Source organism: Crossiella sp. CA-258035, assembly GCF_030064675.1.
Classification (GTDB): Bacteria; Actinomycetota; Actinomycetes; order Mycobacteriales; family Pseudonocardiaceae; genus Crossiella.
In genome coordinates, this window is the sequence record NZ_CP116413.1 from 1,540,961 (window position 1) to 1,561,750 (window position 20,790).

Genomic DNA, 20,790 nt, shown 5'->3' on the forward strand with positions numbered 1-20,790 from the left:
GACTATGACAACCCCGAGGTGACGTCAGGGAGGGTGGCTACCGGTTCTCGGGGCGGCAGGCGGTCAGCTCGTAACTGGGGCCGAGCAGGCCGCGGCGGTCGTTGAGCCGCAGCAGCACCCTGGCGAACCCGGCGCACTCCACGTCCAGCCGCAGCGTGGCCGGTCTGCCGTCGAGCAGCATCCGGTGCGTGGACATGATCAACCGGCCGCCCGGCCGCAGCACCCGGTACAGCTCGGCCAGCGCCCTGGTCCGGTCCCGCCACAGGTGCACCGTGTTCACCGTCAGCAGCACGTCCACGCTCGCCTCCGGCTGCCCGGTGTCCTCGGCGTCGCCCCGGTGCAGCCGCACGTGTCCGGTGCTGGCCTGTTCGGCGCAGCGCTGACGGCACTGGCGCAGCATCTCCTCGGCCGGGTCGACCCCGATCACCCGCCCGGCCGCGGCCACCCTGGCCGCCTCGGCCAGCCCGACACCCGGTCCTGGGCCGAGCACGAGCACCGTGTCAGTGGGCCGTAACCCCGCCTCGGCCACCAGCTCCCGCTCGGTGGCGGCGCCGGCGCGCACCATGATCGCGCCACCGATCCGGCCGGCGAGGCCGCGGGGATGCCCGAACGCGGAGTCCACGATCCGCGGGAAGGAAGTAGCCATGACTCCAGAACAGCTCGCATCCTCGCTGTTCGCATCGGGGTCATCCCTGAAATTCCTTCACAACGCCCCGGCCGGTTCCCGCCGGATCCCGGAGGCGCCCCTTGGTTGGCTGGGCCGGTGACCGACACCGCGCTGATCCTGGACCGCTTCTATGCCGCCGAGCTGGCCTACCTGCCGGGGAGACCGGCTTCGAGCCGGTGCAGGAGTTCCTCGACCCGGACATCGTGCTGCACCAGGCCGAGGGCCTGCCCTACGGCGGGCAGTGGCGCGGGCCGGCCGGACTCGCCCGGTTCATGGCGGTGATGGCGCGGACCTGGGCCTCGTTCGAGATCCTGGCCCAGGAACGGCTGGTCGACGGGGACCGGGTGGTCGTGCTCAGTCAGGTCAGGGCACGTGGCCGGGCCACCGGGGTCGAGCTGGAGTTCCCGATCCTGCAGTTCATCCGGCTGCGGGAGGGGCGGCTGGCGGAGGTCAGGCCGTTCTACTGGGACACCGCCGCGGTAGCCGCTGCGTGCACTGGCCGCTAGGTCCGTGCGGTGTCGAGACGCAGATCACCGGGACTTGTACGGGGCACTCCCTCCGGCATGGGACGATAGGTCGTCACCCGTCCGTTTCAGCGAGGGAATCAGTGGCCACGTTCGCCGACACGACCTTCACGCCGCCGGAGCGCATCCGGAACTTCTGCATCATCGCCCACATCGACCACGGCAAGTCCACGCTGGCCGACCGGGTGTTGCAGCTCACCGGCGTCGTCGACGACCGTTCCATGCGCGCGCAGTACCTGGACCGGATGGACATCGAGCGCGAGCGCGGCATCACCATCAAGGCGCAGAACGTGCGCCTGCCGTGGGTGCACGAGGGCACCGAGTACGTGCTGCACCTGATCGACACCCCGGGGCACGTCGACTTCACCTACGAGGTCTCCCGTGCGCTGGAGGCGTGTGAGGGCGCGATCCTGCTGGTCGACGCGGCGCAGGGGATCGAGGCGCAGACGCTGGCCAACCTGTACCTGGCCATGGAGAACAACCTCACGGTCATCCCGGTGCTGAACAAGATCGACCTGCCGGCCGCGGACCCGGACCGCTACGCCGCGGAGATCGCGCACATCATCGGTTGCGAGGCCGACGAGGTGCTGCGGGTCTCGGCCAAGACCGGCGTCGGTATCAAGGAGCTGCTGGACAAGGTCGTGCAGACCATCCCGGCCCCGGTCGGCGACTCCGACGCCCCCGCCCGCGCGATGATCTTCGACTCGGTCTACGACATCTACCGCGGCGTGGTGACCTACATCCGCGTGGTGGACGGCAAGATCACCCCGCGCGAGCGGATCCGGATGATGTCCACCAACGCCACCCACGAGCTGCTGGAAGTGGGCATCATCTCGCCGGAGCCCAAGGTCTCGGTCGGCCTCGGCGTCGGCGAGGTGGGCTACCTGATCACCGGCGTGAAGGACGTCCGCCAGTCCAAGGTCGGCGACACCATCACCTCCGAGCGCAAGGGCGCCACCGAGGCCCTGTCGGGCTACCGCGAGCCGCAGCCGATGGTCTACGCCGGGCTCTACCCGCTGGACGGCTCGGACTACCCGGACCTGCGCGAGGCGCTGGACAAGCTGCGGCTCAACGACGCCGCGCTGACCTACGAGCCGGAGACCTCCGCCGCCCTCGGCTTCGGCTTCCGCTGCGGCTTCCTCGGCCTGCTGCACCTGGAGATCACCCGCGACCGGCTGGAGCGCGAGTTCGGCCTCGAGCTGATCTCCACCGCGCCCAACGTGGTCAACCGGGTGGTGATGGAGGACGGCGCCGAGCACGTCGTGACCAACCCCTCCGACTGGCCGGGCGGCAAGATCAGCGAGATCTACGAGCCGATCACCAAGTGCACGGTGATCGCGCCCTCGGAGTTCGTCGGCACGATCATGGAGCTGTGCCAGGCCAGGCGCGGCCAGCTCGGCGGCATGGACTACATCTCCGAGACCAGGGTCGAGCTGCGCTACACCATGCCGCTGGCCGAGATCATCTACGACTTCTTCGACTCGCTGAAGTCCCGCACCCGCGGCTACGCCTCCCTCGACTACGAGGAGGCGGGCGAGCAGGCCTCCGACCTGGTCAAGGTGGACATCCTGTTGCAGGGCGAGCCGGTGGACGCCTTCAGCGCGATCGTGCACAAGGACGCCGCCTACGCCTACGGCACCCGGATGGCCAGCAAGCTGCGCGAGCTGATCCCCCGGCAGCAGTTCGAGGTGCCGATCCAGGCCGCGGTCGGGTCCAGGGTGATCGCCCGCGAGACCATCCGCGCGATCCGCAAGGACGTGCTGGCCAAGTGCTACGGCGGTGACATCACCCGTAAGCGCAAGCTGCTGGAGAAGCAGAAGGAAGGCAAGAAGCGGATGAAGATGGTCGGCCGCGTCGAGGTGCCCCAGGAGGCGTTCGTGGCCGCGCTGTCCACCGACGAGGCCGGGGACAAGAAGAAGAAGTAGTCGCGGCGGTGACCGGACTGGGTGGTCTGGTCACCAAGCCGTGCGGTGGGTCATTTTTGGCGGTAGCCTGGTGACATGGGAAAGCGGAAGGAATACCCGCTGCTGGTCAGCGCGCCCGCCGCGGTGACCAGCCAGGTCCCCGTGGGCACCCTTCTGCATGACTGGCCCAGCGTGCTCGGCCGGATCACCGAGGGCGAGCGGGTCCAGGTCACCCGCAACGGCAAGGTGGTCGCGGTGCTCACCGCCCCCGACCCGGACGAGGTCGCCCTGGACGAGCTGGCCGCCTCGGGCCAGGTCGCCGCCGACTGGCGGGACCGCCAGCACACCCTGCGCGGCCTGCTCCGCACCCTGCCCGCCCGCACCGCGCGGGCCGGGGACGACCGCGGCTCGGCGGCGGTGCTCGCCGACCGCGAGGACACCGATCGGTGATCTACCTCGACAGCTGCGCCCTGATCAAGCTGATCCTGCCGGAACCCCTGTCCGAGGACCTGTTCACCTACCTGGACAGCCGCACCGAACCCCTGGTCAGCTCCGAGCTGGCCGTGGTCGAGGTGCACCGCGCGCTCACCCGCGTCGAAGCCGGCGACGAGGCCCGCACCCTGGCGGACGAGATCCTGGACAACATCACCCAGCTGCCACTGGCCCCGGTGGTCCGCGCCGCCGCGGCCCTGCCCGACCGCTACCTGCGCAGCCTGGACGCCCTGCACCTGGCCACCGCGCTGCGCGTGCCGACCACCCGGTTCGTCAGCTACGACCGGCGGCTGAACGAGGCGGCGGCCAAGGCAGGCCTGACCGTGCGCGCACCCGGCGCGGCCAAGCGCCCGGCCTGAGCCGCTACCTCGCCGCGTTCCGCAGTGGTGAGCAGATCAGCCACAGCGCTGACAGCAGCGCTCCCGCCGCGGACACCCACAGCGTCCCGCGCAACCCGATCGTCTCCCCCAGCACCCCGCCCAGCAGGCTCCCCAGCGGGATCGCGCCCCACACCAGGAACAGCATCGTGGCGTTCATCCGCCCCAGCAGCTCCGGCGGGCAGACCGCCTGCTGACGGCTGGTCATCGACACCGTGAGCACGATCAGGCTGAACGCGCTGCCGAAGGCGCCCGCCGCCCACCAGAACAGGCCGTAGCCGGGGGTGGTCAGCGGGAAGCCGAGGAACAGGACGCCGAGGGTGAGGCCGGACAGCAGCACGGTGCGGTCCTGGCCGAGGTGGGTGGCGATGCGGCGGGCCACCAGGGCGGCGGCCAGGGCTCCGGTGAGGCCGAGGCTGCTGAGCAGGCCGATGGCGGTGGGGGAGAGGTGGATCTCGCGGAGCAGGAAGAGCACGCCGAGGGCGGTTTGCATGGACTGGAACAGCACGAAGGTGGCGCCGTGCAGGCCGAAGGCGCGCAGCAGGGGGTGGCCGAAGACCAGGCGCAGGCCCTCGGCGATCTCGCGGCCGAGGTGGCGGTTCTCCGGGCGGGGTGGCTGGGGTTCGCGGTGCCGGATGCCGCGTAGCCAGAGGGCGGACCAGAGGTAGCCGACGGCGTTGACCAGGACGGTGGCAGGGGCGCCGATGAACTGGAAGCACAGGCCGGCGACCGTGGGGGCGGCGGTGGCGGCGACGGCGTGGTTGCCGCGCAGCTTGGCGTTGGCCTCCACCAGGTCCGGGGCGGCGACCAGGCGGGGCAGGTAGGTCTGGTGGGCGACCTCGAAGAAGACCGAGAAGACCCCGGCCACCAGCACCGCCAGGTAGACCTGGGTCAGGGTGAGCAGGCCGAAGGCCGCGGCCAGCGGGATGGAGCAGAACGCCGCCGCGCGCACCAGGTCGGCCACCACCAGCACCGGCAGCGCGCGCAACCGGTCGCACCAGGCGCCGACCAGCAGGCCGAGCACCAGGAAGGCGGCGGTCTGCACGGTCTGGATCGCGGCGACCTCGAAGGTGCTGGCGCGCAGGGTCTCGGCCGCGAGCAGGGGTAGGGCCAGGTGGCTGACCCGGGTGCCGAGCTGGCTGAGCACGTCAGCGGCCCACAGGTGCCGGAAGTCACGTTGCCGGAGCAGGCCGCCGGGCCGCCGGGCGGTGTCCTTGGTCACCAGGGCACTCTGGCAGCTTGAGTGTGGCTGGCGCAACTAGCTTGAGTTGATGAGGCTCAAGTTTGTTCGGCGCGGTACTTGGTCAGCAGGGACAGGGCGCGGGCGTACTTGGCGCGCAGGCGGTCCTGGGTGGCCTGGTCGAGGCGGCCCAGTCGCTCGGGGCCGCTGTTGTCGGCGATGTCGGCGTGCTTGACCACGATCGCGATCTCGTCCTCGGCGGCTCGGCGCAGGTAGCTCTCCATCGGCTCGTCCGGGCCCTTGCTCAGCGCCAGCACCGCGGTCACCACGCGCTCCGGGCAGCCGGCCGCGCGCAGGTCCTCGGCGGTCACCCCGGTGTCCTCGACCACGTCGTGCAGCACCGCGGCCATCTTGTGCCACTCGCCCTCGACCTGGTCCATCACCCGCAGCGGGTGCCGGATGTAGGGCAGGCCCGCCTTGTCCAGCTGGCCTTCGTGCGCTCGGGTGGCGATCTCCACCGCGTCCGCGAGCGAGAAACTCTCCGGGCTGCTCGGCATGGCTAGATTCGAGCACATGAAGCTTGTCTCGCGGGTGCCGCTGATCGTCGCGCCGATGGCCGGTGGGCCGTCCACCCCGGAACTGCTCGCCGCCGCCGCGACGGCCGGGGCGTCCGGGTTCCTGGGCGCCGGTTACCTCAGCACCGAGGCGCTGGACGGGCAGATCGAGCGGACCAGGGCGCTGGGCGTGGAGTCCTTCGGGGTCAACCTGTTCGTGCCGACCGCCGACTCCGGCGCGCCGGTGGCCGGGTACGCCGAGCGGCTGGCGGCGGAGGCGCGGCGGTACGGGGCCGAGCTGGGGCAGCCGCGCTGGGAGGACGACGAGTACCAGGCCAAGGCCGAGCTGTTGCTGGCCCGGCGGGTGCCGGTGGTGTCGTTCACCTTCGGTCACCCGGCGGCGGAGCTGGTCACCAGGTTCAAGGACGTGGGCACCGAGGTGTGGGTCACGGTCACCACGCCGGAGGAGGCCCGGATCGCGGCGGATGTGGGCGTGGACGTGCTGGTGGTGCAGGGCATGGAGGCCGGTGGGCACCGCGGGGCCTTCGCCAACGATCCGGCGCAACCCGGGGCCGCGCCGCTGTACGGGCTGCTGGCCGCGCTGCGGCTGATCGGCGCGGTCACCGAGCTGCCGCTGGTGGCCACCGGCGGGCTGGTGCACGGCGCGGACATCGCCGCGGTGCTCACCGCGGGCGCGGCCGCCGCGCAGCTGGGCACCGCGTTCCTGCGCTGCCCGGAGGCAGGCACCCAGCCCGCCCAGCGGGCCGCGCTGGCTGCTGGGGATCGGGAGACCGCGCTGACCCGCGCCTTCACCGGCCGACCCGCGCGCGGGCTGGTCAACCGGGTGCTCACCGAGCACAGCGCGGCCGCCCCGGCCGCCTATCCGCAGCTGCACCACCTGACCAGGCCGCTGCGCGCGGCCGCGGCCAAGGCGGGCGATCCGGAGGCGATGTCGCTGTGGGCCGGGCAGACCTACCCGCTGGCCCCTGAGCTGCCCGCGGCCGAGCTGGTGGCGCTGCTCATGGCACAGGCCCGGGACGCGTGGTCCCGGGCCTGCGGCAGGTGGCTCGATCAGTCCTGAGTGGACTGACCGGCGGGCTGGTTGAGCTTGGACTTGCGGTAGGAGTAGGCGAAGTAGACGGCCAGGCCGACGCCGAACCAGATCGCGAACCGCAGCCAGGTCTCCGGCTGCAGGAAGGTGATCAGCCAGATGGAGAACACCACGCCGATGATCGGCACCACCGGCATGCCGGGGGTGCGGAAGGTCCGCGGCAGGTCCGGCCGCCGGTAGCGCAGCACGATGACCGCCACGCAGACCACCACGAAGGCCAGCAGGATGCCGATGTTGGTCAGCTCGGCCGCCGCGCTGATGTCCAGGAACCCGGCGATGAAGGCCGAGCAGACGCCGACGATCCAGGTGATCCGGCTGGGCACCTGGTGCTTCTTGCTGGTCTTGGCCAGGAACTGGGGCAGCAGGCCGTCCCGGCTCATCGCGAAGCCGACCCTGGTCACGCCGAGCATGAAGGTGAACATCACGGTGAGGATGCCCAGGATCGCGCCGACGGAGATGATCATGCCCAGGGCGGGCAGGCCGATGTCGGCGAACGCGCTGGCGAAGGCCGCCTCGCCGTCGATCTTGGTGTAGTGCACCATGCCGGTCAGCACCAGGCAGGCCAGCACGTAGAGCACCATCGAGATGGCCAGCGAGTAGATGATCGCCTTGGGCATGTGCTTCTGCGAGTCCTTGGACTCCTCGGCCGCGGTGCTCATCGCGTCGTAGCCGAACACCGCGAAGAACACCGTGGCCGCGCCGGTGACCGCGCCGCCGAAGCCGAAGGGGAAGAAGTTGCTGTAGTTGCCGGTGTTGATGTGGAAGACGCCGACCACGATCACCAGCAGCACCACGCCGACCTTGAGCCAGACCAGCGCGCTCTCGAACCGGGCCGCGTTCTTCATGCCCAGGTTGAGCACGTAGGCGATCAGCAGGCACAGCAGCGCGGCGAAGAGGTTCACGCTGTAGCTGCCCGGCGCCACGCCCTCGCCCTCGGTGCCCGGCGCGCCGAGCATCCAGGCGGGCAGCTCGATGCCGAGCATGCCGAGCAGGTTGTTGAAGTAGCCGGAGATGCCGATGGCCACCACCGCCACGATCGCGGTGTACTCCAGCAGCAGGTCCCAGCCGATCAGCCAGCCGGCCAGCTCGCCGAGCACCACGTAGCCGTAGGTGTAGGCGGACCCGGCCTTGGGGATCAGCCCGGCGAACTCGGCGTAGGAGAAGGCCGCGGCCGCGCTGGCGATGCCCGCGATCAGGAAGGAGATCAGCACCGCGGGGCCCGCGGTCTTGTTGGCCACCGCGCCGGCCAGGGAGAAGATGCCGGCGCCGATGATGCCGCCGACGCCGATCGCGGTCAGCTGCCACAGCCCCAGCGACTTGGCCAGTCCGCCGCTCTCGGACTCCCCGGTCACCTGCTCGATCGGTTTGCGCCGGAACACGCTCCGGCCGCCGGACGGACTCTGCGCCCTTGTCATCTCCTGCTCCCTCCACCCGCGGCACGCCGCTGTGCCGCGGTCACCGTAGACGACCGGCGGGGGACCCGGCAGCGTCAGTACACCGTCCAAGACCAGAAAATCGCCAGCCCCGGGAGATCCGCGCCGACTAGGTTGGTGCCATGGGTGCAGGGAGTGTCGTGTCGGTCAATGTCGGAGCCATCCAGCCCGCCGAGTGGGCCGGGCGCAAGGGCAAGACCGCGATCGACAAACGGCCGGTGGCCGAGGCGAAGATCGGCAAGCTCGGCCTGTCCGGGGACGAGATCAGCGACCTGGAGCACCACGGCGGCGAGTTCCAGGCCGTCTACGCCTACGCGGTGGAGGACCTGGCGTTCTGGTCCGCCGAGCTGGGCCGGACGCTGGAGCCGGGCAACGCGGGGGAGAACCTGTCGGTGTCCGGAGTGGACACCCAGGCGCTGGTGATCGGCCAGCGGCTGCGGGTCGGCGGCGCCGTGCTGCGGGTGACCGCGCCACGGGTGCCCTGCCAGGTCTTCGCCGGGTTCTGGGACGTGCGCGGGCTGGTGAAGAAGTTCACCGTCATCGGCCGCACCGGCGCCTACTTCGCGGTGGAGGAGGAGGGCGAGGTGCGGGCGGGCGATCCGATCGAGACGCTGTCCACGCCGGCGCACGGGGTGACCATCGCGGACGTCTTCGACTTCGTCGGCCGCAACAGCCGCGAGCGGGCGCCCCTGCTGCTGACCGCCATCGCCGACCTGCCGCCCAAGGTGCAGGGCTGGGTGCGCGAGCACGCCTGACAACTGTGTGCGGGGACCGTCCGGCGGTCCCCGCACACAGTTGTCAGCGGGTGAAGACGATCTTCCCTGCGGTCTCGCCGCCGAGCATGGCGCGGAAGCCCTCCTCGGCCCGCTCCAGCGGCAGCTCCAGGCCGATCTGCGGGCGCAGGCCGGTGAGGTCCAGGAAGGACACCAGGTCGGCCAGCTCGTCCCGGGTGCCCATCATCGAGCCGACCACGTGCAGCTGGAAGAAGAACAGGCGCTGCAGCTCGGCAGGCGGGTTGCCGCCGGTGGTGGCGCCGGAGCAGACCACCACGCCGCCGGGCTTGAGGCTGCGCATGGAGTGCGACCAGCTGGCCTCGCCCACGGTCTCGAACACCGCGTCCACCTTGCCGGGCAGCCGGGCGCCGGGCTCGAAGACCCCGTGCGCGCCAAGGCGTTCGGCCAGCGCGCGCTTGTCAGCCGAGCGGCCGGTGGCCCACACCCGCAGGCCCGCGGCCCGGCCCAGCTGCACCAGGGCGGTGGCCACCCCGCCGGAAGCGCCCTGCACCAGGATGGTCTGACCGGGGCGGGCGGCGGCCTTGGTGAACAGCATCCGGTAGGCGGTCAGCCAGGCGGTGCCCAGGCAGGCCGCGTCGGCGAAGGACAGCCCGGCCGGCTTGGGCAGCACGTTGCGCCTGGGCAGCACGATGGTCTCGGCGAAGGAGCCCTGCAGCTTCTCGGTCAGCAGGGTGCGCTTGGGGTCCATGGTCTCGTCCCCGCGCCAGTCCTCGTCGTTGATCACCCCGTGGATGACCACCTCGGACCCGTCGGCCAGGGTGCCCGCGCCGTCGCAGCCCAGGATCATCGGGAACTGCTCGGCCTTGATGCCGACCCCGCGCAGCGTCCACAGGTCGTGCATGTTCAGGCTGGCGGCCTTGACGCTGACCGCGACCCAGCCCGCGGGCACCTCGGGCTCGGGGCGTTCGCCGACCACCAGGCCGGCCAGGGGATCCTCGGGATTCGGCTTGTCGGCGTATACGGCGAACATGACCGGAAACCTATCGCCTGTCCCTCTCACCCGCCCGTGATGCCGGTCACGGCGGCCCTCCGGCGTAGGCTCGGGGCCGTGCAGTGGTTGGCGGACTCCTGGGACGCGGTCGGGCTGTGGCTCGCCCAGCAGTGGTTCCCGTTCCAGTTCTTGCTCGTGATGGCCGTGCTGCTGCCCGTGTGCTGGGCGCTGGCCTGGGGTATCGACCGGGGCGTCGACCAGGTCTCCGCTGGACTCTCCAAGATCCGGGGCCGCAACAGTGACCTCTCGTAAGCGCATCACCCTGGCCCTGGCCGGACTGATCGCCCTGGTGCTCGTCGGCTGGCTCGGCCGCGACCTGCTCGGCGGGAACTCGGCCGCGCCGCCGTCCTCTAGCACGGGCGCGGCGGTCTCCACCAGCGCCGGAAAGGCCACCCGCGCCGGCGGGGACGTCACCGAGGCGCTGTCCAAGCTGCCCGCGGAGGCGGCCAAGACCTGGAAGCTGATCCAGAGCAACGGGCCGTTCCCGTACCCGGACCGGGACGGGGTGGAGTTCCAGAACCGGGAGAAGCGGCTGCCCGCGCAGGGCAAGGGCTACTACCGCGAGTACACCGTGCCCACGCCGGGCGAGCGCACCCGGGGCGCGCGGCGGCTGGTAACCGGGTCCGGCAAGGAGCTGTACTACACCGGCGACCACTACGAGACCTTCGTGAAGGTGGATCCGAACCGATGACAGCGGTGGAGCACGTGGTCGACGGCAGCGAGCTGCGCACCAAGCGGGCCGTCCTGCAGGCCTTCGCGCGGGCGCTGTCCTTCCCGGACTACTTCGGCGCCAACCTGGACGCCCTCTACGACTGCCTCACCGACCTGTCCTGGCTGCCGGACGGTGCGCACCGGCTGCACTGGACGCACGCGGAAGTGTTGCGGCGCAGCGATCCGGCCGCCTTCGCCGGGATCAGCGAGGTGCTCGCGGACGCGGTCGCGGCCAACCCCCGGCTCACCGTCCAGGTCAGCGCCTAGACCAGGCCAGAGCGCCGCCTGCCGCGCAGGTAGGCGCGCAAGAAATCGGCGCGCAGGTAGGACCACGGGTACCGGTCCGCGTGCCCCCTGGTGGCCTCGAAGTGCGGGCGGGCCGGCTGGTGCTCGCCGCAGAGCGAGAGCCAGAACGCGACCAGGTTGTGCCCGCTGATCTTGGCCCTGGGGTCCACGCCGTGCGGGTGCTGCCAGCGCGCCACCGCGGCCAGCGCCTGCTCGCGCACGTCGGCGCGGTCGAGGTACCGGCGGCGCGCGCGGCCGGGTAACTCCGCCCACTGCTCGATGTGGCCGCGTAAGACCAGCAGGTTCAGCGCGGAGCCGACCGGCGCGGTGGCCGCGGCCTCGGTGACGAAGGCGATCCTGGCCTCCGGCGGGCGGCCCCACTTCGGCGAGAGCGAGGCGAGCAGCTGCTCGTGCCCGCGCAGGTGCTGCGGGGCCAGCGCGCGCAGCCGGTGCCAGCGCCGCGCGGTCTCCGCCGGGCCGAGCCGCTGGCCGCGGGCCAGCTGCACCAGCCACACCCACGGCGTCGGGTCAGCCGGGTCCAGCTCGGCTGCGTGGGCGCACATGGCCTCGGCCGGGGCCAGCGCGCTCGGCAGCGTCTCGGCCCGCAGCACCTCCACCGCACCGCGCACGATCCACCCGATCGGGTCGCCCGGTTCGCTGGTCACCCACTCCAGCAGCCAGTACGGGACCGAGGTCCCGTGCCCGGCGCGCACCGTGGCCGCGGCGACCAGCACGGCGTCGGAGCGGTCGTCGGAGTCGTGTGCGCAGGCGATCAGCGCGGCCACCGCGGTCCGGTCCCCGGCGCGGGTCGCCGCGCGGACCGCCTCCAGCTCCGGGCTGCCGTAGGTCAGGCCCTCGCGCGCCTCGGGCAGCGAGCACAACCGCCTGGCGAAGATCTTCGGCACGGAGGTCGAGCCTATGGTGTGGAACATGGAGTCGCTGGACCAGATGGAGGCCAATCTCGCCCGGCACGCGAGCCTATTGCACGACCCGGCGCGGGTCGTCCAGGCCGCGGACCTGTTCTACGCCGACAGCGGCCTGGCCGATGACACCTTCAACATCATCGCCGGGGCCCGGTTCACCGAGGCGACCGCGGACCGGCGGATCGCCGAGACCGTCGAGGCGCTGCGCCGCACCGGCCGCCCGTTCTCCTGGTGGGTCGGCCCGGCCGCGACGCCGGGCGACCTGTCCGCGCGGCTGAGCGCGGCCGGGCTGCCCGCCACCGAGTCCGAGACCGCGATGTGGGCCAGCCTGGACGAGCTGGCCGCGCCGCGCGGGGCGCAGGGCCTGGACGTGGTGGTGGCGCGCACGCCGGCGCAGCTGGCCGACTACGCCGAGGTGCTGGCCGCGCTCTGGGACCCGCCCTCGCCGGCGGTCCGCGCCTACTACGCCCAGCCCGCCGCACTGGACTGCGCGGCGAAGTTCCTGGTGGGCTACGCCGACGGGCAGCCGGTGTGCACCGCCGAGGTGACCCTGCACGCCGGGGTCGCCGGGCTCTACAACGTCTGCACCGCGAGCACCCACCGCCGCCGCGGCTTCGGCGGCGCGATCACCGACGCGGCCCTGCACCTGGCCAGGAACGCCGGTTACCGGACCGCGGTGCTTCAGGCCTCGGCCGAGGGCGAGCCGGTGTACCGGCGGCTGGGCTTCCAGGTCTGCGGGCAGTTCACCGAGCACGCGCTGCGGTAGCGGCACCACAGAGACACCCGGTTTGGCGAATCCCTGGCGCAGGGCCAGAATCGGCTGACATGCGACGAATGACCCCGGCCGTGCTGACCGCGGTGGCGATCCTCGGTCTCACGGCGTGCTCGTCCGGCGGGACCGGCTCCCCACAGACCTCCAGCGCGACCAGCAGCGCGGCCCCGGCCCCGCTGGTGTCGGCGACCTTCGCCCCACCCGCGGCCACCGGCGCCCAGCCGCCCGGCGTGGTCTACAACACCGAGCTTGTGCCCGCGGGCGCCGCGGGCAAGGTCACCGGCGCCGCCGCCGACGGCCGCACCACGGTGGCCCTGGAGGTCACCGGCCTGCGCCCCAACCGCAAGTACGGCTCGCACGTGCACACCAAGGTGTGCGGTCCGAAGCCCGCGGACTCCGGACCGCACTACCAGGACAAGCTGGACCCGGTGCAGCCCTCGGTGGACCCGGCCTTCGCCAACCCGAAGAACGAGGTCTGGCTGGACTTCGAGACCGACGCCGCGGGCGCGGCCAAGGTCTCGGCCACGGTGGAGTGGAAGTGGCGGCCGAACGAGGCCAACTCGGTGGTGCTGCACATCGACCAGACCAACCACCACGACCACGGCAAGGCCGGCACCGCCGGTGAGCGCCTGGCCTGCCTGACCGCCCCGTTCAAGTCCTAGCCGGGCCGGGTGCCCGTGGTCAGTCGGCCGCGGGCACCCAGGAAGCCGGGCGCTTCTCGGCGAAGGCGCGGATGCCCTCCTGGCCCTCGGCGCTGGCGAAGTGCCCAGCGGAGAGCTCCAGCATGTCCGCGAAGTCCTCGCCGAGACCCGCGGCCGGGGGGCGGCGGAGCATGGCCTTGGTGGCGGCCAGCGCGTTCGGGCCGCCCAGGGCGAGCATGTCGGTGTAGCGGCGGACCTCGGTGTCCAGGTCCTCGGGGGCGGCCGCGGAGTTGATCAGGCCGATGGCCGCGGCGCGCTCGGCGTCGAACTTCTCGCCGGTGAGGAACAGCTCGTGCGCGGCGCGCGGCAGCAGCCGGGGCAGCACGGTGACCGAGATGACCGCCGGGACCACGCCGATGCGGACCTCGGTGAAGGCGAAGCTGGCCGCGTGTGTGGCCACCGCGATGTCACAGGCGGCCACGATGCCGACGCCACCGGCGCGGGCCGGGCCGGCCACCTTGGCCACCACCGGTTTGGGGCTGGTCCAGATCTGTTCCAGGATCGCCGGGAACTCGTTCACGCCCTGGTCGCCCGCGCCGGCGCCGCGGGACTCCTTGAGGTCCATGCCGGAGCAGAACACGGTGCCGGTGTGGCCCAGCACGACTACCCGCACCGCCTCGTCGGCGATGGCGGTGCTCAGGTGCGCGCGCAGCTCGCGGCGGAGCTGGGCGGAGAGGGCGTTGCGGTTGTGCGGGGAGTCGAGGGTGATCTCGGCGATGCCACGGTCGACCGCGTAGTGGACGAGTTCGTCAGCCATGCACGCACCCTAAACATAGAAGTGACCGCATCGGGGAGACGGGCGGTTCTCCCCGATGCGGTCTGGAACCGGCTGAAAGGAGGCAGTTCAGCCGATCGTCGTGGTGGTCAACGCCGGGTTGGGGCTGGGGTAGCACTTGGTGGGGGCGTCGACCGGGAACCCGAGCGCTACCGCGGTGGCGGTGAAGGTCAGGCCGGGGTTGGTGAAGCTGGAGCCGCCGAGCTTGGTCTCGATGGTGCCGCTGGCGCCTGCGGTGAGCTTGAGGGTGATGGTGGGGATCTCGAAGGCCGCGCCGCCCGCGAGCGCCGCGCTCAACTTGACCTCCAGGTTGTCGCCGACCTTGGTGATGGTCGGCGTGCCCACGCCGGAGCCGCCGGAGAGGGTGGCCGAGACGTAGGTGGAGTTCGCCGGGACCGGCACGGTCAGCAGGAAGTTCTTGATCTCACGCAGGGTGTAGTTGCCGACCTTGTCCGGCACCTTGTTCGGCGCGGGGTCGAACACCGCGGTGACCTCGCCGCCGGGGGCGACGGTGGCCGGTGCGGTGGCGGTCAGGTCCTGGCTGAAGGTGGCGTCAACCGGACCGAGCGGGCTGCTGGCCTGACAGGCGAAGTTCACCGCGGCCGCAGGGGTGGCCACGGCGGGACCGGCAAGGGTGAGCAGGGGGGCGACGACCGCGGTCACGGCTAGCAACAGTCGAGCGGTGGAGCGTCGTGCAGGGGACATATCCCACCTCGCTGTAGAAAATTCCTCCCGACACGGCGGCGGTAGAGGTGAGTCTCACACGACGATCATTCTGTTGTTAACCCACTAAAGTCGTGATGTTGCGCCGTTCGGCCGCACACGCCTCGGCATAGCGGTGCAGCACCAGCTCGGCCACCTCGGGGTCGTCACCGAGCGGCCGCGCCACTACGGTGTCCAGCCCGCAGGCCCGCGCCGCGGCGATCACCCGGTCCGGCAGCAGGCCGGGGGCCAGGAACCAGGAGGCCAGCGCGATCCGTTGCGCGCCAAGGGCTTTCAGCCGCTCGACCACGGTGGCCACATCCGGTCGCGCGCTGGCGGCGAAGGCGGCCTCCACCCCGGCCCAGCCCGCGCCCGCCGACCAGCGGCGGGCCAGCGCGCGCACGGTGGCGTTGGCCGGTTCGTGCGAGGAGCCCGCACCGGCCAGCACCACGCCGAGTTCCCGGTCGCCGGGCGCCGCGCCGGCCTCGGCCAGCCTGCGCAGCGCGGCCGACTCCAGCCGAGGGTCGGGACCGAGCACGTCGGCGATCCGCACCGACAGCCTGGGCAGCCGGGTGACCACCTCGGACACCGCGCCGGGCAGGTCCACCTTGGCGTGGTAGGCCCGGCCCAGCAGCAGCGGGGCCACCACCACCTCGCGGTGGCCCTGCTCGTACAGGCCGGTCAGCACCTCACCCAGGCGCGGCGCGGACAGCTCCAGGAAGGCCGAGCGCACGTCCAGGCCGGGGGCCAGCGCGCGGACCACGGTGAGCAACTCGTGCACGGTGGCCGCCGAACGCGGGTCGCGGCTGCCGTGCGCCACCGCGACCAGCGGGATTCCGTGGTCCATCACACCGCCGTGGCCAGGCCGCGGGCGCGCAGCACCACGCGCTCCAAGGGACGGAAGAACAGCAGCTCCACGCCGATGCCGACCAGCAGGATCAACAGGATCGCCGCGATCACCAGCGACATGTCGGTGAGCTGGCGGCCCTCCTCCAGCATCTGTCCGAGGCCGATGCCCAGGTCCGGCGAGCGGGCGATGATCTCCGCGGCCATCAGCGAACGCCAGGAGAACGCCCAGCCCTGCTTGAGTCCGGCCAGGTAGCCGGGCAGTGCGGCGGGCAGCAGCACGTGCCGGGCGGACTGCAACCGGCCCGCGCCCAGCACCGTGCCCACCCGCAGCAGCAGCGGCGGCACCTGCTCGATCCCGGCGACCAGGCCGTTGGCGATGGAGGGCACCGCGCCCAGCAGCACCACGGCGTAGATCATCGAGTCGTTGAGGCCCAGCCACAGCAGCGCGGCCGGCACCCAGGCCACCGAGGGCAGGCTCTGCAACCCGCTCAGCAGCGGCCCGATCGCCGCGCGCACCAACGAGATCCGGGCCACCACCAGGCCCAGCGGGGTGCCGATGGCCACCGCGGCCAGGAAGCCCAGCACCGCGCGGTGGGTGGAGACCCACAGCGTCTCCCAGGCCTGGCCGTCCAGCATCCGCTCCCACAGCACCCCGGCCACGGTGAGCGGGGCGGGCAGCTTGTACTCCGGCTCGATCGCCGAGGCCCACAACACCTGCCACACCACCACGATCAGCACCAGCGCCACCAGTGGCGGCAGCACCGTGCGGGCGAACCGGAGCCAGCCGCCACGGGAGCGGGTGGCGGTCGGCGCGTCGAGGGCGTCCAGGCCGGCTTCCAGCGCGGCCAGGTCCTCGCCGGATTTGGCCTCAGGAGCGGCCATGGCTGGAGATCACCTCCCGGAGGTGGCCGGTGATCTCCTCGGTCAGCTTGCCGGTGTCCTGCTCGGTGATCGTCCACTCGCGCACCACCCGGCCCGGCCGGGAGGACAGCAGCACCACCCGCTGGCCGAGCCGGACCGCCTCGCGCACGTCGTGGGTGACGAAGAGCACCGCGGTGCCGGTGCGCTCCCAGATCCGGCGCAGCTCGCCCTGCAGCGCGTCCCTGGTGATCGCGTCCAGCGCGGCGAAGGGCTCGTCCATGAGCAGCAACGGGTTGCCGCCCTCGGCCTCGTCCAGGGTGGTGGCCAGCGCGCGGGCCAGCGCGACCCGCTGGCGCATGCCGCCGGAGAGCTCGTGCGGGCGCTTGCGGCCGACCTCGGCCAGCCGCACCAGGTCCAGCAGCTTGGTCGCGGTGGCCGCACGCTCGGCCCGGCCGAGGCCGCGCAGCCGCAGCGGCAGCTCGACGTTGCGGGCCGCGGTGAGCCAGGGCATCAGCGCGGGCTCCTGGAAGACCACCGCGGGTCGTCCACTGTGGACAGAGACCTTGCCGCTGGTCGGCTTGTCCAGTCCGGCCACCAGGTTGAGCAGGGTGGACTTGCCGCAGCCGGAGGCGCCGAGCAGGCAGACGAACTCGCCCGGCCGCACGGTCAGCTCGACCCCGTCCAGGGCCACCACGGTGTTCGCGCCGCGGCCGAAGGACTTGGTCACGTTGTCCAGGTGCACCACCGCGTCGGCGAGGTGGCCGGACGGGCGGGTGTGTTCCAGAGTCGCGGTCATGACCGTGCCCTCACTTTCCGTCAAGTCCGGATGCGTCAGCGGTGGGCTGTCCGGCGGCCCGCAGCGCCTCGTTCAGCGCGGTCAGGTCGACGAGTCCCTTGAGGTCGAACTCCTGCTTGGCCACCCCGGCGGCCACGGCGTCCTTGGACAGCTTGGGGAAGGTGCTCGCGGCCGGGTCGGTGCTGAAGGCGATCTGGCTGAAGGAGCGCTCCAGCACCGGTTCCGGCAGCGGCTTGCCCGCGTACCTGCCCAGCGCGGCGTTGACCGTCTTCTTGGCCTCGGCCGGGTTGTCGTTGAGGAACTTGGTCGCGGCGACGTGGCCGCGCAGCAGCGCCTTGACCGTGGCCGGGTGCTTCTGCGCGAACTCGGTGCGCACGATCAGCACCGTGGTGGGGAACTTGCCGCCCGGCCACAGGTCCCGCTCGTCCACCAGCACCTTGCCGCCTGCCTCCAGCACCAGGCGGGAGGCCCAGGGCTCGGGCAGCCAGCCGCCGTCGAGCTGGCCGGTGCGGAAGGCGTCGAAGGTCTGCGGGTTCTCCGTGTTGGCGATCTTGACGTCCTTGCCGCCGGTGGTCTCCACCTTCAGCCCCTGCTGGGCCAGGTAGGCCCGCAGCGCCACGTCCTGGGTGCCGCCCAGCTGCGGGGTGGCGATGGTCTTGTCCTTGAGCTGTTGCGGGCCGGTGATCTCCTTGCGCACCACCAGTTGCGCGCCGCCGGTGGCCGCGCCCGCGATCAGCCGGACCGCCTGGCCGTTGGACTTGGTGAAGGCGTTGATGGTCGGGTTGGGCCCGATGAAGGTCGCGTCCAGCGACCCGGCCAGCAGCGCCTCCACCGCCGAGGGTCCGGCGTTGAACGCCTGGGTGCTGAGCTTGGTGCCGCCCAGCTCCTTGGCGATGAACTTGCGGTCCTCGTCGATGCCGACCAGGGCCGGCGCGTGCGTGACGTTGGGGAAGAAACCGAGTCGCAGTTCCACCGCCGGCCCCGAGTCGCTCGACTGGGTGGTCGACTCGGCGGCCCTGGAGCAGCCGCTGACCGCGGCGACCAGCGCGGTGGCGGCGAGCACTGCGGGCAGGACGCGATGGCGGCGTCGCGGGGTGCGCACGGGATTCCTCCTGGAAGACAAGGGAAAAAGCCTATGGGCCGGGGGAGACGAGGGCTCGGTCGTCGGCGGTCGCGCCGCCGAGTCCGGTGTCCTCGTTGACATCCGGGATGGGCAGGGGAGCGCCGATGAGTCCGGCGGCCAGGGTGCCGCCGTCGTTCGGGTCGATCACCAGGAAGGACCCGGTGCGCCTGCTGCTGGTGTACTCGTCAACCGGGAGCGGCTCTGCTGTCCGGATGAGAACTCGGCCGATCTGGTTGAGCTGCAACGACTCCGGCGCGTCCACAGTGGACAGGCGCTGTTCGTCGAAGCGATCGGACAACTCGGTGACGATGGCGGGTACGGTGCGGGTGCCGTGTTTGATGAGCACCCTGGCGTTGGCGTGCAACGGTTTCTCGGCCAGCCAGCAGACGGTGGCGTTGAGCTCGTCGCTCACTGAGGGAGAGTGTTCCGCACTCGCGATCAGGTCGCCACGGGAGATGTCCAAATCGTTGTCCAGCAACAGGGTCACCGACTGGCCGGCCCCTGCTTCGGTCAGTTCGCCGTCCGCGGTGTCGATGCGCACCACAGTGCTGCGCAGCCCGGCGGGCAGCACCACGACCTCATCACCCGGCCGCACCACCCCGGCCGCCACCTGACCCGCGTAGCCCCGGTAGTCGGGGTACTCGGGCGTGCGCGGCCGGATCACGTACTGCACCGGGAAGCGGAACGGCGCGTCGTGCGGATCCGGTTGCACCGGAACGGTTTCCAGGTGCTCCAGCAGGGTCGGCCCGGCGTACCAGGGGGTGCGCTCGGAGCGGTCCACCACGTTGTCGCCGACCAGCGCGGAGACCGGCACGGACAGCACCGCCTCCTCGGGATAGCCCAAGGCGTTGGCGTGCGCCAGGAACTCCTTGGCGATCAGCCCGAACTTGGCCTCGTCGTAGTCGATGAGGTCGATCTTGTTGACCGCCAGCACCAGCTGCGGCACGCCGAGCATGGCCAGCACGGCCGCGTGCCGCCTGGTCTGCTCGATCACGCCCTTGCGCGCGTCCACCAGCAGGATGGCCAGCTGCGCGGTGGACGCGCCGGTGACCGTGTTGCGGGTGTACTGCACGTGTCCAGGGGTGTCGGCGAGCACGTAGCTGCGCCGGGGGGTGGCGAAGTAGCGGTAGGCCACGTCGATGGTGATGCCCTGCTCGCGTTCCGAGCGCAGGCCGTCCACCAGCAGCGACAGGTCCGGTGTGGACAGTCCACGGTCGACGCTGGCCCGCTGCACGGCTTCCAGCTGGTCGGCGAGCACGGACTTGGTGTCGTACAACAGCCGGCCGACCAGCGTGGACTTGCCGTCGTCGACGGATCCGGCGGTGGCCAGCCTCAGCAGGTCGGTCATCAGAAGTAACCCTCTCGCTTCCGGTCTTCCATGGCCGCTTCGCTGAGCCGGTCGTCGGCGCGGGTGGCGCCGCGTTCGGTGAGCCGGGAGGCGGAGACCTCGGCGATCACCGCGGCGAGGTCGCTGGCTTCGGACTCCACCGCTCCGGTGCACGAGCCGTCGCCGACCGTGCGGTACCGGATGGTCTTGTGCAGCACGGTCTCCCCGGGTTGTGGCCCGCCCCACGGGCCTTCGGTGAGCCACATGCCGTCGCGCAGGTAGACATCGCGCTGGTGCGCGAAGTAGATCGAGGGCAGCTCGATGTTCTCCCGTTCGATGTAGCGCCAGATGTCCAGCTCGGTCCAGTTGGACAGCGGGAACACCCGGACGTGCTCGCCGGGCCGGTGCCGCCCGTTGTAGAGGTTCCACAGCTCGGGCCGCTGCCGCTTGGGCTCCCACTGGCCGAAGGCGTTGCGCAGGCTGAAGATGCGCTCCTTGGCGCGGGCCCGCTCCTCGTCCCGGCGGCCGCCGCCGAAGACCGCGTCGAACTTGTGCGCGGTGATGGAGTCCAGCAGTGGCACGGTCTGCAACGGGTTGCGGGTGCCGTCGGGGCGTTCCTGCAGGCGGCCGTCGTCGATCCAGTCCTGCACGTGCGCGACCTCCAGCCGCAGCCCGTGCCTGGCGACGAGCTCGTCCCGGAAGGTGATGACCTCCTCGAAGTTGTGGCCGGTGTCCACGTGCAGCAGGGTGAACGGCACCGGCGCGGGCCAGAATGCCTTGAGCGCCAGGTGCACCAGCACCGTGGAGTCCTTGCCGCCGGAGAACAGGACCACCGGCCGGTCGAACTCCCCGGCCACCTCCCGGAAGATGTGGATCGCTTCGGACTCCAGGGCAGTCAGGTTGTCCTGGACCGGTCGCAGCGTGCTCGTCATTCCCCC

At 71.7% G+C, this 20,790-nt stretch carries 25 protein-coding genes; 11 read left to right on the forward strand and 14 right to left on the reverse strand.

Going from position 1 to position 20,790, the window contains the following annotated elements; genetic code table 11:
• Positions 1-37: 37 nt before the first annotated feature.
• On the reverse strand, positions 38-646 hold the full coding sequence (locus N8J89_RS07330) for a class I SAM-dependent methyltransferase (RefSeq protein WP_283663581.1): 609 nt from the start codon (positions 644-646) through the stop codon (positions 38-40).
• A gap of 197 nt (positions 647-843) precedes the next feature.
• Here N8J89_RS07330 and N8J89_RS07335 point away from each other — a divergent pair, with 197 nt between their 5' ends.
• The 4 genes from N8J89_RS07335 (at position 844) to N8J89_RS07350 (ending at position 3,946) form a co-directional block, all read left to right on the forward strand.
• Positions 844-1,173 carry a nuclear transport factor 2 family protein gene (locus tag N8J89_RS07335; RefSeq protein WP_283663582.1) on the forward strand — a complete coding sequence of 110 codons (330 nt, stop codon included), beginning with the start codon at positions 844-846 and terminating at the stop codon, positions 1,171-1,173.
• A 101-nt stretch (positions 1,174-1,274) separates the two neighbouring features.
• Complete coding sequence (lepA, locus tag N8J89_RS07340; protein ID WP_283663583.1) at positions 1,275-3,116, forward strand: translation elongation factor 4; 1,842 nt, start codon at positions 1,275-1,277, stop codon at positions 3,114-3,116.
• 75 nt (positions 3,117-3,191) lie between these two features.
• The gene (locus N8J89_RS07345) at positions 3,192-3,545 is read left to right on the forward strand and encodes a type II toxin-antitoxin system Phd/YefM family antitoxin (RefSeq protein ID WP_283663584.1); all 354 of its coding nucleotides are present in this window, start codon (positions 3,192-3,194) and stop codon (positions 3,543-3,545) included.
• The gene (locus N8J89_RS07350; protein WP_283663585.1) at positions 3,542-3,946 is read left to right on the forward strand and encodes a type II toxin-antitoxin system VapC family toxin; all 405 of its coding nucleotides are present in this window, start codon (positions 3,542-3,544) and stop codon (positions 3,944-3,946) included. Before N8J89_RS07345 ends, N8J89_RS07350 begins: the two co-directional genes overlap by 4 nt.
• 4 nt (positions 3,947-3,950) lie before the next feature.
• On the opposite strand, the gene N8J89_RS07355 is transcribed toward N8J89_RS07350, so the two are convergent.
• Together N8J89_RS07355 and N8J89_RS07360 are read right to left on the reverse strand one after the other, a co-directional pair.
• Positions 3,951-5,186: an MFS transporter gene (locus tag N8J89_RS07355; RefSeq protein ID WP_283663586.1), complete on the reverse strand. Its 1,236-nt coding sequence runs from the start codon at positions 5,184-5,186 to the stop codon at positions 3,951-3,953.
• Between the two features lie 56 nt (positions 5,187-5,242).
• Complete coding sequence (locus N8J89_RS07360) at positions 5,243-5,701, reverse strand: phosphohydrolase (RefSeq protein WP_283663587.1); 459 nt, start codon at positions 5,699-5,701, stop codon at positions 5,243-5,245.
• A 16-nt stretch (positions 5,702-5,717) separates the two neighbouring features.
• Here N8J89_RS07360 and N8J89_RS07365 point away from each other — a divergent pair, with 16 nt between their 5' ends.
• The gene (locus N8J89_RS07365) at positions 5,718-6,779 is read left to right on the forward strand and encodes a nitronate monooxygenase (RefSeq protein WP_283663588.1); all 1,062 of its coding nucleotides are present in this window, start codon (positions 5,718-5,720) and stop codon (positions 6,777-6,779) included.
• Here the strand turns inward: N8J89_RS07365 and N8J89_RS07370 are convergent.
• Entirely contained in the window at positions 6,770-8,224 is a 1,455-nt protein-coding gene (locus N8J89_RS07370; RefSeq protein WP_283663589.1) for an amino acid permease, read from the reverse strand. The genes N8J89_RS07365 and N8J89_RS07370 overlap by 10 nt on opposite strands.
• Before the next feature lie 158 nt (positions 8,225-8,382).
• On the opposite strand from N8J89_RS07370, the gene N8J89_RS07375 reads away from it, so the two are divergent.
• Entirely contained in the window at positions 8,383-8,997 is a 615-nt protein-coding gene (locus N8J89_RS07375; RefSeq protein ID WP_283663590.1) for an MOSC domain-containing protein, read from the forward strand.
• Between the two features lie 43 nt (positions 8,998-9,040).
• Here the strand turns inward: N8J89_RS07375 and N8J89_RS07380 are convergent, their stop codons facing one another.
• Positions 9,041-10,006, reverse strand: a complete 966-nt coding sequence (locus N8J89_RS07380; RefSeq protein ID WP_283663591.1) for a zinc-binding dehydrogenase — start codon at positions 10,004-10,006, stop codon at positions 9,041-9,043.
• A 78-nt stretch (positions 10,007-10,084) separates the two neighbouring features.
• Between N8J89_RS07380 and N8J89_RS07385 the strand changes: the two genes are divergently transcribed.
• The 3 genes from N8J89_RS07385 to N8J89_RS07395 are packed head-to-tail and all read left to right on the forward strand — an operon-like array spanning position 10,085 to position 11,005.
• Positions 10,085-10,279 (forward strand): hypothetical protein, encoded by a 195-nt coding sequence (locus N8J89_RS07385; RefSeq protein ID WP_252486361.1) that lies wholly within the window; start codon positions 10,085-10,087, stop codon positions 10,277-10,279.
• On the forward strand, positions 10,266-10,718 hold the full coding sequence (locus tag N8J89_RS07390; protein ID WP_283663592.1) for a guanyl-specific ribonuclease: 453 nt from the start codon (positions 10,266-10,268) through the stop codon (positions 10,716-10,718). The genes N8J89_RS07385 and N8J89_RS07390 overlap by 14 nt, the downstream gene beginning before the upstream one ends.
• Positions 10,715-11,005, forward strand: coding sequence for a barstar family protein (locus tag N8J89_RS07395; protein ID WP_283663593.1), 291 nt, complete (start codon positions 10,715-10,717; stop codon positions 11,003-11,005). The genes N8J89_RS07390 and N8J89_RS07395 overlap by 4 nt, the downstream gene beginning before the upstream one ends.
• Here N8J89_RS07395 and N8J89_RS07400 read toward each other — a convergent pair.
• Positions 11,002-11,928: a hypothetical protein gene (locus N8J89_RS07400; RefSeq protein WP_283663594.1), complete on the reverse strand. Its 927-nt coding sequence runs from the start codon at positions 11,926-11,928 to the stop codon at positions 11,002-11,004. The genes N8J89_RS07395 and N8J89_RS07400 overlap by 4 nt on opposite strands.
• 25 nt (positions 11,929-11,953) lie before the next feature.
• Here N8J89_RS07400 and N8J89_RS07405 point away from each other — a divergent pair, with 25 nt between their 5' ends.
• Together N8J89_RS07405 and N8J89_RS07410 are read left to right on the forward strand one after the other, a co-directional pair.
• A complete protein-coding gene (locus N8J89_RS07405; protein WP_283663595.1) occupies positions 11,954-12,712 on the forward strand; it encodes a GNAT family N-acetyltransferase in 759 nt (252 codons plus the stop codon).
• 59 nt (positions 12,713-12,771) lie between these two features.
• Positions 12,772-13,380 carry a superoxide dismutase family protein gene (locus N8J89_RS07410; RefSeq protein ID WP_283663596.1) on the forward strand — a complete coding sequence of 203 codons (609 nt, stop codon included), beginning with the start codon at positions 12,772-12,774 and terminating at the stop codon, positions 13,378-13,380.
• 19 nt (positions 13,381-13,399) lie between these two features.
• On the opposite strand, the gene N8J89_RS07415 is transcribed toward N8J89_RS07410, so the two are convergent.
• From N8J89_RS07415 to cysD, 8 genes are all read right to left on the reverse strand, one after another.
• Positions 13,400-14,176, reverse strand: a complete 777-nt coding sequence (locus N8J89_RS07415) for an enoyl-CoA hydratase-related protein (protein WP_283663597.1) — start codon at positions 14,174-14,176, stop codon at positions 13,400-13,402.
• Positions 14,177-14,263: 87 nt separating this feature from the next.
• On the reverse strand, positions 14,264-14,857 hold the full coding sequence (locus N8J89_RS07420) for a cyclase (RefSeq protein ID WP_283663598.1): 594 nt from the start codon (positions 14,855-14,857) through the stop codon (positions 14,264-14,266).
• A gap of 118 nt (positions 14,858-14,975) precedes the next feature.
• A complete protein-coding gene (locus N8J89_RS07425) occupies positions 14,976-15,743 on the reverse strand; it encodes a sirohydrochlorin chelatase (protein WP_283663599.1) in 768 nt (255 codons plus the stop codon).
• Positions 15,743-16,627 carry an ABC transporter permease gene (locus N8J89_RS07430; RefSeq protein WP_283663600.1) on the reverse strand — a complete coding sequence of 295 codons (885 nt, stop codon included), beginning with the start codon at positions 16,625-16,627 and terminating at the stop codon, positions 15,743-15,745. Before N8J89_RS07430 ends, N8J89_RS07425 begins: the two co-directional genes overlap by 1 nt.
• Positions 16,614-17,402 carry an ABC transporter ATP-binding protein gene (locus N8J89_RS07435; protein ID WP_283663601.1) on the reverse strand — a complete coding sequence of 263 codons (789 nt, stop codon included), beginning with the start codon at positions 17,400-17,402 and terminating at the stop codon, positions 16,614-16,616. The genes N8J89_RS07430 and N8J89_RS07435 overlap by 14 nt, the downstream gene beginning before the upstream one ends.
• A gap of 10 nt (positions 17,403-17,412) precedes the next feature.
• The gene (locus N8J89_RS07440) at positions 17,413-18,504 is read right to left on the reverse strand and encodes an ABC transporter substrate-binding protein (protein WP_283663602.1); all 1,092 of its coding nucleotides are present in this window, start codon (positions 18,502-18,504) and stop codon (positions 17,413-17,415) included.
• Positions 18,505-18,535: 31 nt separating this feature from the next.
• Positions 18,536-19,873 (reverse strand): sulfate adenylyltransferase subunit 1, encoded by a 1,338-nt coding sequence (locus N8J89_RS07445; protein WP_283663603.1) that lies wholly within the window; start codon positions 19,871-19,873, stop codon positions 18,536-18,538.
• The gene (cysD, locus tag N8J89_RS07450) at positions 19,873-20,784 is read right to left on the reverse strand and encodes a sulfate adenylyltransferase subunit CysD (RefSeq protein WP_283663604.1); all 912 of its coding nucleotides are present in this window, start codon (positions 20,782-20,784) and stop codon (positions 19,873-19,875) included. Before cysD ends, N8J89_RS07445 begins: the two co-directional genes overlap by 1 nt.
• Positions 20,785-20,790: the final 6 nt, after the last annotated feature.

Bases quoted from the DNA above. Each gene is read 5' to 3' on its own strand.
- N8J89_RS07330 (WP_283663581.1), bottom strand. From the start codon at position 646: ATGGCTACTTCCTTCCCGCGGATCGTGGACTCCGCGTTCGGGCATCCC.
- N8J89_RS07345 (WP_283663584.1), top strand. From the start codon at position 3,192: ATGGGAAAGCGGAAGGAATACCCGCTGCTGGTCAGCGCGCCCGCCGCG.
- N8J89_RS07360 (WP_283663587.1), bottom strand. From the start codon at position 5,701: ATGCCGAGCAGCCCGGAGAGTTTCTCGCTCGCGGACGCGGTGGAGATC.
- N8J89_RS07365 (WP_283663588.1), top strand. From the start codon at position 5,718: ATGAAGCTTGTCTCGCGGGTGCCGCTGATCGTCGCGCCGATGGCCGGT.
- N8J89_RS07370 (WP_283663589.1), bottom strand. From the start codon at position 8,224: ATGACAAGGGCGCAGAGTCCGTCCGGCGGCCGGAGCGTGTTCCGGCGC.
- N8J89_RS07380 (WP_283663591.1), bottom strand. From the start codon at position 10,006: ATGTTCGCCGTATACGCCGACAAGCCGAATCCCGAGGATCCCCTGGCC.
- N8J89_RS07395 (WP_283663593.1), top strand. From the start codon at position 10,715: ATGACAGCGGTGGAGCACGTGGTCGACGGCAGCGAGCTGCGCACCAAG.
- N8J89_RS07405 (WP_283663595.1), top strand. From the start codon at position 11,954: ATGGAGTCGCTGGACCAGATGGAGGCCAATCTCGCCCGGCACGCGAGC.
- N8J89_RS07410 (WP_283663596.1), top strand. From the start codon at position 12,772: ATGCGACGAATGACCCCGGCCGTGCTGACCGCGGTGGCGATCCTCGGT.
- N8J89_RS07415 (WP_283663597.1), bottom strand. From the start codon at position 14,176: ATGGCTGACGAACTCGTCCACTACGCGGTCGACCGTGGCATCGCCGAG.
- N8J89_RS07425 (WP_283663599.1), bottom strand. From the start codon at position 15,743: ATGGACCACGGAATCCCGCTGGTCGCGGTGGCGCACGGCAGCCGCGAC.
- N8J89_RS07430 (WP_283663600.1), bottom strand. From the start codon at position 16,627: ATGGCCGCTCCTGAGGCCAAATCCGGCGAGGACCTGGCCGCGCTGGAA.
- N8J89_RS07435 (WP_283663601.1), bottom strand. From the start codon at position 17,402: ATGACCGCGACTCTGGAACACACCCGCCCGTCCGGCCACCTCGCCGAC.
- N8J89_RS07445 (WP_283663603.1), bottom strand. From the start codon at position 19,873: ATGACCGACCTGCTGAGGCTGGCCACCGCCGGATCCGTCGACGACGGC.
- cysD (WP_283663604.1), bottom strand. From the start codon at position 20,784: ATGACGAGCACGCTGCGACCGGTCCAGGACAACCTGACTGCCCTGGAG.